The organism is uncultured Ralstonia sp. (assembly GCA_913056305.1).
Classification (GTDB): domain Bacteria; phylum Pseudomonadota; class Gammaproteobacteria; order Burkholderiales; family Burkholderiaceae; genus Ralstonia.
On the sequence record CAJXMR010000111.1, the window covers coordinates 1 to 14,814 of the forward strand.

At 66.6% G+C, this 14,814-nt stretch carries 12 protein-coding genes; 3 read left to right on the plus strand and 9 right to left on the minus strand.

Going from position 1 to position 14,814, the window contains the following annotated elements:
• The 4 genes from QZ609_RS16605 to rpsB all read right to left on the minus strand — a co-directional run.
• Nucleotides 1-316 (minus strand): ribosome recycling factor (locus tag QZ609_RS16605; RefSeq protein WP_295497134.1); only part of this gene is annotated, 316 nt, incomplete at its 3' end.
• A gap of 161 nt (nucleotides 317-477) precedes the next feature.
• Nucleotides 478-1,188, minus strand: a complete 711-nt coding sequence (gene pyrH, locus QZ609_RS16610) for a UMP kinase (protein WP_048932292.1) — start codon at nucleotides 1,186-1,188, stop codon at nucleotides 478-480.
• A 293-nt stretch (nucleotides 1,189-1,481) separates the two neighbouring features.
• Nucleotides 1,482-2,360 carry a translation elongation factor Ts gene (gene tsf / locus QZ609_RS16615; protein ID WP_295497138.1) on the minus strand — a complete coding sequence of 293 codons (879 nt, stop codon included), beginning with the start codon at nucleotides 2,358-2,360 and terminating at the stop codon, nucleotides 1,482-1,484.
• 263 nt (nucleotides 2,361-2,623) lie between these two features.
• Nucleotides 2,624-3,367 carry a 30S ribosomal protein S2 gene (gene rpsB, locus QZ609_RS16620; protein ID WP_295497140.1) on the minus strand — a complete coding sequence of 248 codons (744 nt, stop codon included), beginning with the start codon at nucleotides 3,365-3,367 and terminating at the stop codon, nucleotides 2,624-2,626.
• 305 nt (nucleotides 3,368-3,672) lie between these two features.
• Between rpsB and map the strand changes: the two genes are divergently transcribed.
• From map to QZ609_RS16635, 3 genes are all read left to right on the plus strand, one after another.
• Entirely contained in the window at nucleotides 3,673-4,500 is an 828-nt protein-coding gene (gene map / locus QZ609_RS16625) for a type I methionyl aminopeptidase (protein ID WP_295497142.1), read from the plus strand.
• A gap of 106 nt (nucleotides 4,501-4,606) precedes the next feature.
• Nucleotides 4,607-7,189 carry a [protein-PII] uridylyltransferase gene (locus QZ609_RS16630; protein ID WP_295497144.1) on the plus strand — a complete coding sequence of 861 codons (2,583 nt, stop codon included), beginning with the start codon at nucleotides 4,607-4,609 and terminating at the stop codon, nucleotides 7,187-7,189.
• 26 nt (nucleotides 7,190-7,215) lie between these two features.
• Entirely contained in the window at nucleotides 7,216-9,144 is a 1,929-nt protein-coding gene (locus QZ609_RS16635; RefSeq protein WP_295497146.1) for a pseudouridine synthase, read from the plus strand.
• Nucleotides 9,145-9,211: 67 nt separating this feature from the next.
• On the opposite strand, the gene QZ609_RS16640 is transcribed toward QZ609_RS16635, so the two are convergent.
• From QZ609_RS16640 to QZ609_RS16660, 5 genes are all read right to left on the minus strand, one after another.
• Nucleotides 9,212-10,351, minus strand: a complete 1,140-nt coding sequence (locus tag QZ609_RS16640) for a hypothetical protein (protein WP_295497148.1) — start codon at nucleotides 10,349-10,351, stop codon at nucleotides 9,212-9,214.
• Nucleotides 10,352-10,417: 66 nt separating this feature from the next.
• Nucleotides 10,418-10,951 carry a peptide deformylase gene (def, locus tag QZ609_RS16645; protein ID WP_295497150.1) on the minus strand — a complete coding sequence of 178 codons (534 nt, stop codon included), beginning with the start codon at nucleotides 10,949-10,951 and terminating at the stop codon, nucleotides 10,418-10,420.
• Nucleotides 10,948-13,401: an NAD-dependent DNA ligase LigA gene (gene ligA / locus QZ609_RS16650; protein WP_295497152.1), complete on the minus strand. Its 2,454-nt coding sequence runs from the start codon at nucleotides 13,399-13,401 to the stop codon at nucleotides 10,948-10,950. Before ligA ends, def begins: the two co-directional genes overlap by 4 nt.
• A 10-nt stretch (nucleotides 13,402-13,411) precedes the next feature.
• Nucleotides 13,412-14,626, minus strand: a complete 1,215-nt coding sequence (locus QZ609_RS16655; RefSeq protein ID WP_295497154.1) for a cell division protein ZipA C-terminal FtsZ-binding domain-containing protein — start codon at nucleotides 14,624-14,626, stop codon at nucleotides 13,412-13,414.
• The coding region (locus QZ609_RS16660) for a hypothetical protein (protein WP_295497156.1) at nucleotides 14,627-14,814 on the minus strand (188 nt) is incomplete at its 5' end. It abuts the gene before it with no gap.

Below are 14,814 nucleotides of genomic sequence, written 5' to 3' on the forward strand. Positions count from 1 at the left end.
GCGCGGGCGTCGGCACGCGGATGATGTCACCCATGGTGGCCGGGTTCAGGCCCAGATCCGCTTCACGGATGGCCTTCTCAACGGCTTGCACCATCTTCTTTTCCCACGGCTGCACGCCGATCGTGCGTGCGTCCACCAGCGTCACGTTGGCGACTTGGCTGATCGGCACCATCGAACCGTAGTAGTCGACTTGCACGTGGTCGAGCAGACCGGTGTGGGCGCGCCCAGTGCGGATCTTGGCCAGATCCGTCTTGAGAGCCTCAATCGACTTCTGCATCTTCTGCTCGGTATTCTTCTTAACATCGGCGACGCTCATACTTCCTCCGAACGATAACGGCGGCCTTGCCAGACAGGCACCCGGGACACGGCACCGGGTGCCGGCAACGCCAAAAAGACAATAGGCAATTTTACATGGAAGCCGCTCACCAGCGCCATTTGCGTCACACTGGCAAGCGGCCGGAAGGCTGGCGGCCTGCGTCAGACGTGAACCAGCGTGCCCTCGTCCTCGCCCAGGATCACGCGCTTGAGCGCGCCAGGCTTCTGGATCGAGAACACCTTGATCGGCAGCTTCTGGTCGCGGCACAGCGCGAAGGCGGTCGCGTCCATCACCTGCAGGTTGCGCGAGATGGCCTCGTCGAAGGTGATGGTGGTGTAGCGGGTGGCGCTCGGGTCCTTCTTCGGGTCGGCCGTGTAGACGCCGTCGACCTTGGTGGCCTTGAGCACGATCTCCGCGCCGATTTCCGAGCCGCGCAGTGCGGCGGCGGTGTCGGTGGTGAAGAACGGATTGCCGGTGCCGGCCGCGAAGATTACGATCTTGCCCTCTTCGAGCTGGCGAATCGCGCGCGGACGGATGTACGGCTCGACCACTTGGTCCAGGCGCAGCGCCGATTGCACGCGGCCTTCGAGGTTGGCGTGGCGCATGGCGTCCTGCAGGGCCAGCGCGTTCATCATGGTGGCCAGCATGCCCATGTAGTCGGCCGTGGCGCGATCCATGCCGGCCGCACCGCCCGCGACACCGCGGAAGATGTTGCCGCCGCCGATCACCACTGCCACCTGCACGCCCAGCCTCACGATCTCGGCAATGTCGTTGACCATCCCTTCGATGGTGCTGCGGTTGATGCCAAAGGCATCGTCGCCCATCAGGGCTTCGCCGGAAAGTTTGAGTAGAACGCGCTTATAGGCAGGCATGGAGATCCTCGTGACGATTCCTGGTACGGGACAGGAAAAGGGAAAATGCGGGGGAAAATGCGGCCGCGACAGGCGAAGCGGGGGCTTCGCTCATCCCGCAACCTTCTTGCGCGGAAGCCGTCCGGGCCCGATGGCCGGCCGACGCCCGCGCAAGCAGGCTGCACCTGCAAACAGGGCACCTTGCGGTGCCCTGTCTGTTCGGCATTATACGATCGCGCCGATGGGGGAAAGTTGCCCTGCCGGCCTGCGCCGGGGGGCCAATCGCCGTGTCATCGGAAGCGAGCGCAGCAGCATTACGCCTGTTGCTTGGCAGCGGCCACCTGGGCAGCCACTTCCGCAGCGAAGTCGTCCTGCTTCTTCTCGATGCCCTCGCCCACCACGAACAGCGTGAAGCCCTTCACGGTCGTGTTGGCGGCCTTGAGCATCTGCTCAACGGTCTGCTTGTCGTTCTTCACGAACGGCTGGTTCAGCAGCGAGACTTCCTTCAGGTACTTCTGCACGCTGCCTTCCACCATCTTGGCAACGATCTCGGCCGGCTTACCCGACTCGGCAGCCTTCTGCTCGGCAATGCTGCGCTCCTTGGCGATCAGCTCGGCCGGCACTTCGTCCGACGACAGCGACACCGGCTTCATGGCCGCGGCGTGCATCGCCACGTCCTTGGCCGCCACTTCGTCGCCCTCGAACGCCACCATCACGCCGATGCGGGTGCCGTGCAGGTACGAAGCCAGCTTGGTGCCTTCGAAGCGCTTGAAGCGGCGAATAGTCATGTTCTCGCCGATCTTGCCGATCAGGCGGGTGCGCACGGCTTCCACGGTTTCGTCGCCGATCGACAGGGCCGACAGGGCAGCCACGTCAGCCGGGTTTTGCGTGGCGATCAGCTTAGCGACATCGTTGGTGAACGCCAGGAAATCGTCGTTCTTCGAGACGAAGTCGGTTTCGCAGTTCACTTCAACCAGGGCACCGGTGGTGCCGTCGATGAACGAGGCGATCACGCCTTCAGCGGTGATGCGGGCAGCGGCCTTGCCAGCCTTGTTGCCCAGCTTCACGCGCAGGATCTCTTCGGCCTTTTCCAGGTTGCCTTCGGCTTCGGTCAGGGCCTTCTTGCATTCCATCATCGGCGCGTCGGTCTTCGCGCGCAGTTCTGCCACCATGCTTGCGGTAATTGCCGCCATTCTCATGCTCCTTGTTTCAGGTCGTGGTCCGGTCGCGTGCCGAATTTGCCTTCGCGTCTTCGCTCCGCGCCCGTCCTGTCGTCCGGGTTTCATCCGGCCGCCCCACGAAATACGACGCGCGTGGGACATCCGCATGACAACTTTCAAAAAAAAGGGGCGTTTGTTACGCGCCCCTGTCTGGCCATCGGCTTCGGTGCAGGGCACCGGCGTGGCCTGGCGCGCGTCCCGCTCGACTATGCGGCGGGCGCGTGCCTTTTTGTGTCTTAGCCTTCCTGGACTTCGACGAAGTCGTCGCCGCCACGAGCGGCTTCAACCACTTCCTGGACCGCGTTGGCGCGGCCTTCCAGGATCGCGTCGGCCACGCCGCGCACGTACAGCGCGACAGCCTTGCTCGAGTCGTCGTTGCCCGGGATGACGTAGTCGATGCCTTCCGGCGAGTGGTTCGTGTCAACCACGCCGATCACCGGAATGCCCAGCTTGGCAGCCTCGGTCACGGCAATCTTGTGGTAACCGACGTCCACCACGAAGATGGCGTCCGGAATGCCGCCCATGTCCTTGATGCCGCCGATGGACTTTTGCAGCTTGTCCATCTCGCGCTCGAACATCAGCGCTTCCTTCTTGCTCATGGTGTCGGTCGCGCCGGCTTCCTTGGCGACTTCCATGTCCTTCAGGCGCTTGATCGAGATCTTGACCGTCTTGAAGTTGGTCAGCATGCCGCCGAGCCAGCGGCTGTCGACGTACGGCATGCCGGCGCGAGCGGCTTCCTCAGCCAGGATCTCGCGCGACTGGCGCTTCGTGCCGACGAACAGAATGGTGCCCCGGTTGGCTGCCAGTTGGCGCACGTACTTCAGTGCGTCCATGTACATCGGCAGCGTCTTTTCCAGGTTGATGATGTGAATCTTGTTGCGATGGCCGAAAATGAAGGGGGCCATCTTGGGGTTCCAGAAGCGGGTCTGGTGGCCAAAGTGGACACCGGCTTCCAGCATTTCGCGCATGGTCACGGACATGAAATTCTCCAGTCGGGTTAGGTCTAAAGCCGCCTCAGACATCCCTCGCATGCGTTTGCGTTGGACACCCGCGGTGAAGCGGCTCGCGATTTCAAGCGCCACCGGCCACACGGCCAGCGACTGCTTAGCCTGCGATTATAGCGGCAAAAACCCAATCGACTCAAGAGCTTCCATCACCTGCCCGCTCGTCCCGCCGGCAGCATCGAACCCAACCTGAAATGCCCGGCCAGGCAGCTTTGGTGCGATAATTCGTCCTTTAGACACCACATGGCGCCCCAACGCCATTGTGAAGAAAGAGTCACAGCATGGCCGTTACCCTCAAGACCGCCGAAGACATTGCGCACATGCGCGTGGCCTGCCGGCTGGCGTCCGAAGTCCTCGATTACATCACGCCGTTCGTCAAGGCTGGCGTTTCCACGGGCGAGATCAACCGCCTGTGCCACGCCTATATGCGTGACGTGCAAGGCACCGTCCCCGCGCCGCTCAACTATGCGCCGCCGGGCTACCCGCCCTTCCCCGGCGCGATCTGCACGTCGGTCAACGACGTGATCTGCCACGGCATCCCCGACGACAAGAAGATCCTGAAGAACGGCGACGCCATCAACCTGGACATCACCGTCATCACGCCCGAGGGCTATTACGGCGACACCAGCCGCATGTTCATCGTCGGCGAAGGCACGATCCTGGCCAAGCGCCTGGCGCAAGTCACGTACGAATGCATGTGGAAGGGCATCACCATGGTGCGCCCGGGCGCGCGCCTGGGCGATATCGGCCACGTGATCCAGCAGCACGCTGAAGCCGCCGGCTACAGCGTGGTGCGCGAATATTGCGGCCACGGCATCGGCAAGAACTTCCACGAAGATCCGCAGATCCTGCACTACGGTCGACCGGGCACGGGCCTGGAGCTGAAGACCGGCATGATCTTCACCATCGAGCCGATGATCAACGCCGGCAAGCGCGACATCCGCACCATGCCCGACCAGTGGACGGTCAAGACGCGCGACCGCAGCCTGTCGGCCCAGTGGGAACACACGATCCTGGTAACGGAAACCGGCTACGACGTGCTGACAGTATCGGCGCAGACGCCGGCACCGCCGGCCTTTGTGACCGAAGGCGCGCCGGCCACGGCCTGATCCGGGCAAACGCCGGGTTGCCCTCGGCGCGCCGCAGCGTGCGCGCCGATCGATTTCTCTGCAACGACCGGCGCGTTCCGGTCGTTGTTTCATTCACGCTCCACGCATGCATACCGCTGCCGTCGTCACTCCCGTCTCCCCGCGCGACGCGCTGAAAGCCGAACGCGCCTCTCTGTTCGCGCAGTTCGAGCGGCATGCCAACGTCAACCAGCTGGTGACCAAGCTCGCCCGCGCCGTCGACATCGCCCTGGTACAGCTCTGGCAGGACGAACAGATGCCCAGCGACTGCGCGCTGATCGCCGTGGGCGGCTACGGACGCGGCGAGCTGTTCCCGCACTCCGACGTCGACATCCTGCTGCTGTTGCCGCACGCCGTGGACACATCGCTGGAGACGCGGCTCGAAGCCTTCATCGGCCGCTGCTGGGACATGGGGCTGGATATCGGCTCGTCAGTGCGCACCGTGGACGAATGCATCAGCGAGTCGGAGCAGGATGTGACGGTGCGCACGTCGCTGCTGGAAGCACGCCTGCTGACCGGCGACGAAGGCCTCTACCGCACCTTCGAGACGCACTACCAGGGTCACCTGGACGCCGCCGACTTCTTCCAGTCCAAGCTGCTGGAGATGCGCCAGCGCCACGCCAAGTACCAGGACACGCCCTACTCGCTGGAGCCCAACTGCAAGGAAAGCCCGGGCGGCCTGCGCGACCTGCAGGTGATCCTGTGGATGACGCGCGCGGCCGGCTTCGGCTCGAGCTGGAACGAGCTACTGGCCAACCACCTGCTCACGCGCCGTGAAGCCAAGGAGCTGACCGCCAACGAGCGCCTGCTCAAGACCATCCGCGCACGCCTGCACCTGCTGGCCGGACGCCGCCAGGACGTGCTCGTGTTCGACCTGCAGACCCAGCTGGGCGAGGCCTTCGGCTACCGCCCCACGACCGCCAAGCGCGCCAGCGAGCAGCTCATGCGCCGCTACTACTGGGCGGCCAAGGCGGTCACGCAGCTCAACACGGTGGTGCTGCAGAACATCGAGGCACGGCTGTTCCCGACCGAGCTGGACATCACGCGCGCGATCAACGCACGCTTTGTCGAGCGGCAGGGCATGCTGGAGATCGTCGATCCCGACCTGTACCAGCGTGAGCCGACTGCCATCCTGGAAACCTTCCTGCTGTATGAGCAGACCCCCGGCGTCAAGGGGCTCGCCGCCATCACGCTGCGCGGGCTCTACAACGCCCGCACGCTGATGGACGCCAAATGGCGCAGCGATCCGGCCAACCGGGCGACGTTCCTGAAGATCCTGCAGCAGCCGCAGGGCATCACGCACGCGCTGCGACTGATGAACCAGACCAGCGTGCTGGGCCGCTACCTGGTCAACTTCCGTCGCATCGTCGGGCAGATGCAGCACGACCTGTTCCACGTCTACACGGTCGACCAGCACATCCTGATGGTGGTGCGCAACATCCGCCGCTTCGCCATCGTCGAGCACACGCACGAGTTCCCGTTCTGCAGCCAGCTGATGGCGAACTTCGACAAGCCGTGGGTGCTGACCATCGCCGCGCTGTTCCACGACATCGCCAAGGGACGCGGCGGAGACCACTCCGTGCTCGGCATGGCCGATGCGCGGCGCTTCTGCCAGCAGCACGGGCTGGCCCGCGAAGACGCCGACCTGGTCGTCTGGCTGGTCGAGCACCACCTGACCTTGAGCCAGGTCGCGCAGAAGCAGGACCTGAGCGACCCGGAGGTGATCCGCCAATTTGCCGAGGTGGTCGGCAACGAGCGCTACCTGACCGCGTTGTACCTGCTGACGGTGGCCGACATCCGCGGCACCAGCCCGAAGGTTTGGAACGCCTGGAAGGGCAAGCTGCTGGAAGACCTGTACCGCATGACGCTGCGCGTGCTGGGCGGCGCCACCACCGACCCGCATGCCGTGCTCGAAGGCCGCAAGGAAGAGGCGCGCGCCCTGCTGCGCCTGGCCGCGCTGGACGACACCGCGCACGAGGCGCTGTGGAAACAGCTCGACGTGGGTGTGTTCCTGCGCCACGACGCGCGCGACATCGCCTGGTTCACGCGCCACTTCTACAACCGCGTCGACACCACCATCCCGATCGTGCGCGCGCGCATCTTGCCGGCAGGCGTTGGGCTGCAGGTGGCGGTGTATTCGCCCGACCGGCCCGACCTGTTCGCGCGCATCTGCGGCTACTTCGAGCGCCGCGGCCTGACCATTCTCGACGCCAAGATCCACACCACCAAGCACGGCTACGCGCTCGACACCTTCCAGGTGGCCGACCCCGGCACCGGGCTGGTGGAGCCCGGCCACTACCGCGACATCATCACGCTGGTCGAGCACGAACTGGCCGAGCAGATCGCGCGCGAAACCGCCCTGCCCGAGCCGCCGCGCGGCCGCATCTCGCGCCAGTCGCGCAGCTTCCCGATCAAGCCGCGCGTCGATCTGCGCCCGGACGAGCGCGGCCAGTACTACCTGCTCTCGCTCTCGGCCACCGACCGCACCGGCCTCCTGTACGCCATCGCCCGCGTGCTCGCACACCATCGCGTATCGGTGCACAGTGCGCGCATCAACACGCTGGGCGAGCGTGTGGAAGATATTTTCCTGGTCGACGGCTCGCGCCTGACCCAGGACAACAAACTGCAGCTCGCGCTTGAAGGCGAGCTGCTCGATGCGCTCGCCATCTGAGCGCCCAGCCTTACCGGTTTAGATTCATGGCTACTGATTCCGACGATTTCCCGGGCGACGACGACAAGCGCCGCGCCGGTGACCCCACCCAGCCGGCCACGCGCCCGGGTAAGCGCTCCACGCTCGGCGTGCGCCGCGACGACGAGGGCAATGCCGTGCGCTCCACCGGCAAGCCCCTGCGCTCGTCCGACCTGAACCGAGAGCGCCAGCCGCTGCGCCCGTCGCAACGCCGGCCCCAACCGACGGAAAGCGCTGGCAGCAAGCCGCCCAGACCGCGCCCGCCGCGTCGTGACGACGATGGCCAGCCGCCGCGCCGCACGCAAGGCGACCGCCCGCCACGCCGGTTTGACGATGAACGTCCGCCGCGCAAATTCGGCGACGACCAACGCCCGCCGCGTCGCTTCGAGGATCGCCCTCCCCGCCGGTTCGATGACGAACGCCCGCCGCGCAGGTTCAGCGACGATCAGCGGCCGCCGCGCCGCACCGAGGACGGTCGGCCGCCGCGACGTTTCGACGATGAGCGGCCGCCCCGTCGTTTCGAAGACCGCCCCCCGCGCCGGTTTGACGACGAACGCCCGCCGCGTCGCTTCGACGACCAGCGTCCGCCCCGTCGTTCCGATGATGACCGCCCGCCGCGCCGATACGGTGATGATCAACGTCCGCCGCGACGCTTCGACGATCAGCGCCCACCACGCCGCGCCGAGGACGGCCGCCCGCCGCGTCGTTTCGACGATGAACGACCGCCGCGCCGTTTCGAAGACCGTCCCCCGCGCCGGTTTGACGACGAACGCCCGCCGCGTCGCTTTGACGATCAGCGTCCGCCCCGTCGAGCCGATGAGGATCGCCCGCCGCGCCGGTATGGTGACGATCAACGTCCGCCGCGACGTTCTGATGACGAGCGCCCACCGCGCCGCTATGGCGACGACCAGCGTCCGCCCCGTCGATTCGACGATGCGCAACGCCCGCCGCGCCGGAACGATGACGACCGGCCACCGCGTCGTTTTGACGATGAGCGCCCGCCGCGCCGCTACGGTGACGACCGTGCCCCGCGCCGCTTCGACAACGATCGCCCGCCGCGCCGTTTCGAGGACCGCCCGGCCCGCCCGCAACGCCCTGAGCGAGAAGAACGCGCACCGCGCCGCGATGAGGAGCACACACCGCGCACCGCGCCGCAGGCTGAATCGAGCGGCCTGGTGCGCCTGTCCAAGCGCATGTCCGAGCTGGGCCTGTGCTCGCGCCGCGAGGCCGACGAGTGGATTCCGCGCGGCTGGGTGCTGGTCGACGGCGAGCCCGTCACCGAGCTGGGCTCGCGCGTGCGGCCGGATGCGATCATCGAGATCCACCAATCGGCGCGCTCCGAGCAAGGCGAGCGCGTGACCGTGCTGCTGCACAAGCCGGTGGGCTACGTATCGGGCCAGGCGGAAGACGGCTACCAGCCAGCCGCGGCGCTGTTCGTGCCGGAAAACCAGTGGGAGGAAGACCCCACGCGCAAGAATTTCGCGCCATGGCAGCGCAAGGCGTTGGCGCCGGCGGGTCGGCTGGACATCGACTCCACCGGCCTGCTCGTGCTCACGCAGGACGGCCGCGTGGCGCGTCACCTGATCGGCGAGGATTCGACCGTCGAGAAGGAATACCTCGTGCGCGTAGTGTGGCAATCGCCGGAAGGTCCGGTCGAGCACGACATCTCCAAGGTCTTCCCGGAAGAACTGCTGGAGAAGCTGCGCTTCGGCCTGTGGCTGGACGATGAAGAACTCAAGCCTGCCAAGGTGAGCTGGCAAAACGAAGAGCAACTGCGCTTTGTGCTGCGCGAGGGCAAGAAGCGCCAGATCCGCCGCATGTGCGAGCAAGTGGGCCTGGAAGTGGTGGGCCTGAAGCGCATCCGCATGGGCCGCATCGTGCTGGGCGACCTGCCTGTGGGCCAGTGGCGCTTCCTGGGGCCGTTCGAGAAGTTCTGAGGCAGCGTCTGCCTTGTGGAGAAGCCGGCCAGCGCACGCAGCGCTGGCCGGTTTTTTTATGGCTGCGTCAAAGCTGGGGCGCGCGGCACGCGGCGCCGGTCGTATTGGCGGCGGCCGGCATGTCGAACACCGCCTGCGCACCGCAGCGCGAGCCGAACATGCGTGACTGGTCGTGCCCCACGCCGATCACCTCGTGCGCGTGATGGCTGGTCGCATGACGCACGCCTGCGAGGTGCCGCTCGTAGCGCAGGTAGTTGCGCGCGCGGTCGAGCCGCGTCGGGCCCTCCGCCTCGGCACCGCAAGTCTTGTCGAGCACGCGATGGTTCGGGTCGTTGTCATTGCCGCCCACCAGGTAAGTCACTTGGCGATGCATGTACCGCTTGAACAGGGTCTTGCCGTCGATGCCGGCCGCGTACGGCACCATGTCGACCATGCCGTATTTATAGTGGTCGTAGTCCGGGCAGACGCCGATGTCATACAGCGCGAAGCCGTGTCCGCGCGGGCGCTCCGGCGTGAAATACAGGTACGACGACGGATTGGCCACCACGTAACGCAAGTCGATGCCATGCTTGCGGATGCTTTCGTCGACGTTGTTGAGCACGGCGTAGCGGTGCACGATCTGTGCGCCGCCGGAATGGCCGGCCACGGTCACGCGCTTGACGCCGGGCAGCCGCGCCGGATCGGTCGCAAAGGCGATCAGGTCGTCCAGCACCTGCAGCGAACTCAAGCCGTTGTATGGCGCATTGACGGCAGTGAAGCCGCCGAGCCAGCCGTCCGTCGACCACATCGGCATGTTGTCGAAGCCCTTGGCTGTATCCGGCGTGCCGGGAAAGTTGGGGGCGATCAGCAGGATCTCGTCGGGATTGCGGCCGCTGGCCTTGAGCAGTGCCTCGCCAGCAGCGTAGTAGTCGTTGCCGTTACGCTGCAAGCCATGTTGGATGAACACGACTTCGCGGATGCCGCGCAGGTCGCCATCGAGCGGATGATTGGCGTAGACCGGGAAATCGTAGGCGTTGGCGCCGTTGCCCAGGTGGACACGCTGCCACGCCGGCCCCGTGAGCTCCGCGGCCGACGCCGCTGGCGCCGCAGTCTCCGTGGCAGCGGGCGTGCCGGGCTGCGGCCCGGCACAAGCCGCCAGGCCCAACAGGGTCATTGCAGCCAACCCAAGCGCCAACCGGCGCAGCCCCCTCAGTGCATTGCGCTCCATGTCATCTCCGTGGTGGATGGATAACGCACCCGCCCGGTCGTACGGGCGCGTGCCCTGCTGCCGCGATCAGTCGTCGTGGTTGGCAGGCAATTCGGGAAACAGGATTTCGGTATAGCCGAAACGGCTGAAATCCTTCACGCGCATCGGGTACAGCACGCCTTGCAGATGGTCGCATTCGTGCTGCACGACGCGCGCATGGAAGCCATCGGCGATGCGGTCGATGACGTGGCCGTGCGGGTCGTAGCCGGTGTAGCGCAGACGCGTATGGCGCGACACCACGCCGCGCAGGCCGGGCACCGACAGGCAGCCTTCCCAACCCTCTTCCTGCTCATCGGAGAGCGGCTCCAGCGTCGGGTTGATGAGCACCGTCTTGGGCACCGCCGGCGCGTCCGGATAGCGCTCGTTGCGATCGAAACCGAAGATGACGACCTGCAGGTCCACGCCGATCTGCGGCGCGGCGAGCCCGGCACCGCGCGCGGCATCCATCGTGTCGAACATGTCTTCGATCAGCGCGGTCAGCTCGGGGGTGTTAAAGCGCTGCACCGGCTTGGCCACGCGCAGCAGGCGACTGTCGCCCATCTTCAGAATCTGTCGGATCACGCCGCGTCTCCTGGCTGTTTTTGCAACAGCGCGAGCATACCCGCTTCGTCCAGAACCTTCACGCCCAGCTCCTCGGCCTTGGCGAGCTTGCTGCCGGCTTCTTCGCCGGCTACCACGTAGTCGGTCTTCTTCGACACCGAGCCCGAGACCTTGGCGCCAGCCGCTTCCAGCATGGCCTTGGCGTCGTCGCGCGTGAGGTTGGGAAGCGTGCCGGTCAGCACCACGGTCTTGCCAGCAAGCACGCCTTCTTCCGCGGCCTCGGCGGGCATGGCGGCGAGCAGTTCGGTGCGTAGTGCATCGAGCTGCGCCAATTGCGCACGATGGTCGCCAGCGCCCAGCCATTCCAGCAGTGATGCCGAGACGTCGGCCGGCAGCCCGGCCAGTTGCGCGGCATCCGCTGTCGCCAATTGCGCGAGCGCGGGCACCGCCACAGCCAGTTGCTCGCTACGCTTGGCCGTCAGCTTGGGCACACCGAGCGTGGCGTACAGCGCGACCGGCTCCAGCTTCTCGCGCAGCTTGGCGCTGGGCGGCTGCTCGCCTTGCGGCGCAACACCAGCTTCGAGCAAGGCGTCGAGCGCCTGCTGGTTCTTCGGCTCGGCAAAGAAATCGGCGATGGCTTCGGCCACCGTCCCGCCCACGTCCGGCAGCGCCAGCAGCAGCGGCGCTGGCGCACGGCGAATCACTGCCAGGCTGCCCAGCCAATCGGCCAGCGTCTTGGCGGTCGATTCGCCCACATGGCGGATGCCAAGCGCAAACAGGAAGCGCGCCAGCGCTGGCGTCTTGCTGGCCTGGATGCCCTCGAGCAGGTTCTCAGCCCACTTGGTGGCGATCTTGCCGGCGGCCACGGTCTCCGGAGTCACGCCGTCGCGCTCGTCGGCGCGGCGCTTCATCTCGAGGAAGTCGTCGAGCTTGAGCTTGTACAGGTCGGCAATGCCGTGCACGTAGTCCAGCTCGACCAGGTTGTCGATATAGCGCTCGCCCAGGCCTTCGATGTCCATCATGCGGCGGCCGGCAAAGTGGCGGATCGCCTCCTTGCGCTGCGCCGAGCAGAACAGCCCGCCCGAGCAGCGCGCCACCGCCTCACCCTCTTCGCGCACCACGTGCGAGCCGCACACGGGGCAGGCCTTCGGCAATTCGAACGGCGGGTGCTTGGGCTGCTGCTGCGGGTTGAACAGGTCGCTGCCCGGTACGTCCTCCATCGGGCGGCGCTCGAGCACCACGCTCACCACCTCGGGGATCACATCGCCCGCGCGGCGCACGATCACGGTGTCACCCACGCGCACGTCCTTGCGGCGGACTTCGTCTTCGTTGTGCAGCGTCGCGTTGGTGACGGTCACGCCGCCGACGAACACCGGCACCAGGCGCGCGACCGGCGTGATGGCGCCCGTGCGGCCGACCTGCACGTCGATCGCCTCGACGGTGGTCAGCGCTTCCTGCGCGGGGTACTTGTGCGCCACCGCCCAGCGCGGCTCGCGCGTGCGGAAACCGAGTTCGCGCTGCAGCGCCAGTGAGTTGACCTTATAGACCACGCCGTCGATGTCGAACGGCAGGCTGTCGCGCTTGGCACCGATGGCGGCGTGGAATTCAACGAGGCCCTCGCCGCCCTGCACCGCCGCACGCTCCCTGCTGACCGGAAAGCCGAACGCTTGCAGCGCATCAAGCATGCCGGTGTGCGTCCCGGGCATGCCCTGCCAGCCGACCACTTCGCCCAGGCCATAGGCGAAGAACGACATGGGGCGCTCGGCGGCCATCTTCGGGTCGAGCTGGCGCACGGCGCCGGCAGCGGTGTTGCGCGGGTTGACGAAGGTCTTGTCGCCGCGCTCGCGCTGGCGGGCGTTGAGCTTTTCGAAATCGTCGCGGCGCATGTAGACCTCGCCGCGCGCCTCCAGCACCTCGGGCACGGCGCCGTCGATGGGATGCAGGCTCAGCGGGATCTGGCGGATCGTGCGGATGTTCTGCGTGACGTCTTCGCCGGTGGCGCCGTCGCCGCGCGTGGCGGCCTGGACCAAGTAGCCGCGCTCGTAGCGCAGGTTGATCGCCAGGCCGTCGAACTTGAGTTCGGCAGCGTATTCGATGGGCGGGTCGGAGTCGGTCAGCCCCAACTCGCGGCGGACGCTGGCGTCAAAGGCGCGCGCACCGGCGGGCGTCGTATCGGTCTCGGTGCGGATCGACAGCATCGGCACCACGTGCCTGACCGGCGCAAACTCCGGCAGCACGGCGCCGCCGACCCGCAGCGTGGGCGAGTCCGGCGTCTTCAGTTCGGGATGCGCGGCTTCCAGCGCTTCCAGCTCGCGGTACAGCCGGTCGTATTCGGCGTCCGGCACGCTGGGCTGGTCGAGCACGTAGTACTCGTGGGCGTAGCGATTCAGCTCGGCGCGCAGCCAGGCCGCCCGCGCCTCGGGCCGCGTTTCAGATGACGGGCCGGACGCGGGTTCTGCGGTCTTGCTCATGGTGGTTCCGTCAGTGGCTGAACAGGCGCACCGCGGCGCTGGAACCGGCGGGGATGCCGCGCGATTCGAGCTTGTCGTACAGCACCCGCAGATGCTTGTGGATGGCGACGAAGGATTGCTCCGTCAGCGGACGCAGGTTGTCGTCCACCACCTGCGCGCCCATGCGCTGCGACAGCGTGTAGGCGTATTCGCAGACCAGCTTGAACGGCTTGCTGGCTTCCTCGGCCAGCGGCACGTCCAGCAGCAGCGTGATCTGGCGGCCGGCCTTGACGGTCAGGTCGTCGCGCAGGAAGTTGGTGTCGCCAAACTGCAGCGTGAACAGCGCTCGCTGCACGCCGTCGACGCCGGCGTGGTAGCGCGTGAAGCGCGTGCCATCGCGCGAGAGCACGAGGCCGTCCTGCGTGGCCACGGTCTGCACGTAGGCGGCCGACCATGGCGCACCGTCGGAGATCACGCTCACGCCGAGCTGCACGTCGCCCTCGGCGGCAAACGCATCCAGCTCACGCGCGTTGGCAAGGGTCTCGTTCATGTCCGGCAGCTCGGGCACGCCATCGGCCGCCTCCGACAGCGGGTCGATCGCGTTGATGAATTCCGAGAACTCCAGCGCGTTGAGCGGGCCGGTGCGGTTGGCCAGTTGCACGGCCACCTGCAGGTCCAGGTAGCGCTGACCGGCGCGGATGGTCTCCCACGCGTTGGCGGCCGGATTCAGGCCTTCCACGTGGATCTGCTTGGTGCCCGCACGGCGCAGCTTGGCCATGGCCGGCAGCAGGCGATCGCCCGACACCTCGCGCTCGGGGTGCAGCGGGACGATGCAGTCGATCAGCGGATCGATCACGCCGCTGGCCGGCTCCAGCGAACCGGGCGCGGGCTCGGCTGCCTCGTCGGCTTCTGCCGCTTCCAGTGCAGCCTCTTCGCTGGTGGGGGTGAGTTCAGCGCCGATCACGCCGGCTTCGGTCTCCGCGCCACCCGTGGCGGGCACATGCGGATGCGGCGCGAGGCCGGGTTCGAGACGCGGCTCGGCACGGCCGATCTCATCGCGCTCGCCGCCCAGACCCGGCTCGTGACGATCGGTCCAGCCTTCGCCACGCGGCGCTTCGTCGGCCAGCGGGTTGTACGCCTCGGGGCGGCGCGCCTTGCGGATCTGCCACTGGTTGTAGACCACGATCACCAGCACGAAGACGACGCCGGCGCCCAAGAGCGCCATGACCAGGTTGTTGTCCTGCATTTACGCCGCCTCCGCCATGGTCAGTGCGGCATCCATATCCACCGCCACGATCCGGGACACGCCCTGTTCCTGCATGGTCACACCGATCAGCTGTTGCGCCATTTCCATCGCAATCTTGTTATGGGAAATAAAGACGAATTGGGTCTTGTCGGACATGCGCTTGACCATGTTGGCGTAGCGCTCGGTGT

Bases quoted from the DNA above. Each gene is read 5' to 3' on its own strand.
- tsf (WP_295497138.1), bottom strand. From the start codon at position 2,360: ATGGCGGCAATTACCGCAAGCATGGTGGCAGAACTGCGCGCGAAGACC.
- QZ609_RS16635 (WP_295497146.1), top strand. From the start codon at position 7,216: ATGGCTACTGATTCCGACGATTTCCCGGGCGACGACGACAAGCGCCGC.
- QZ609_RS16640 (WP_295497148.1), bottom strand. From the start codon at position 10,351: ATGGAGCGCAATGCACTGAGGGGGCTGCGCCGGTTGGCGCTTGGGTTG.
- QZ609_RS16655 (WP_295497154.1), bottom strand. From the start codon at position 14,626: ATGCAGGACAACAACCTGGTCATGGCGCTCTTGGGCGCCGGCGTCGTC.
- rpsB (WP_295497140.1), bottom strand. From the start codon at position 3,367: ATGTCCGTGACCATGCGCGAAATGCTGGAAGCCGGTGTCCACTTTGGC.
- map (WP_295497142.1), top strand. From the start codon at position 3,673: ATGGCCGTTACCCTCAAGACCGCCGAAGACATTGCGCACATGCGCGTG.
- ligA (WP_295497152.1), bottom strand. From the start codon at position 13,401: ATGAGCAAGACCGCAGAACCCGCGTCCGGCCCGTCATCTGAAACGCGG.
- pyrH (WP_048932292.1), bottom strand. From the start codon at position 1,188: ATGCCTGCCTATAAGCGCGTTCTACTCAAACTTTCCGGCGAAGCCCTG.
- QZ609_RS16630 (WP_295497144.1), top strand. From the start codon at position 4,607: ATGCATACCGCTGCCGTCGTCACTCCCGTCTCCCCGCGCGACGCGCTG.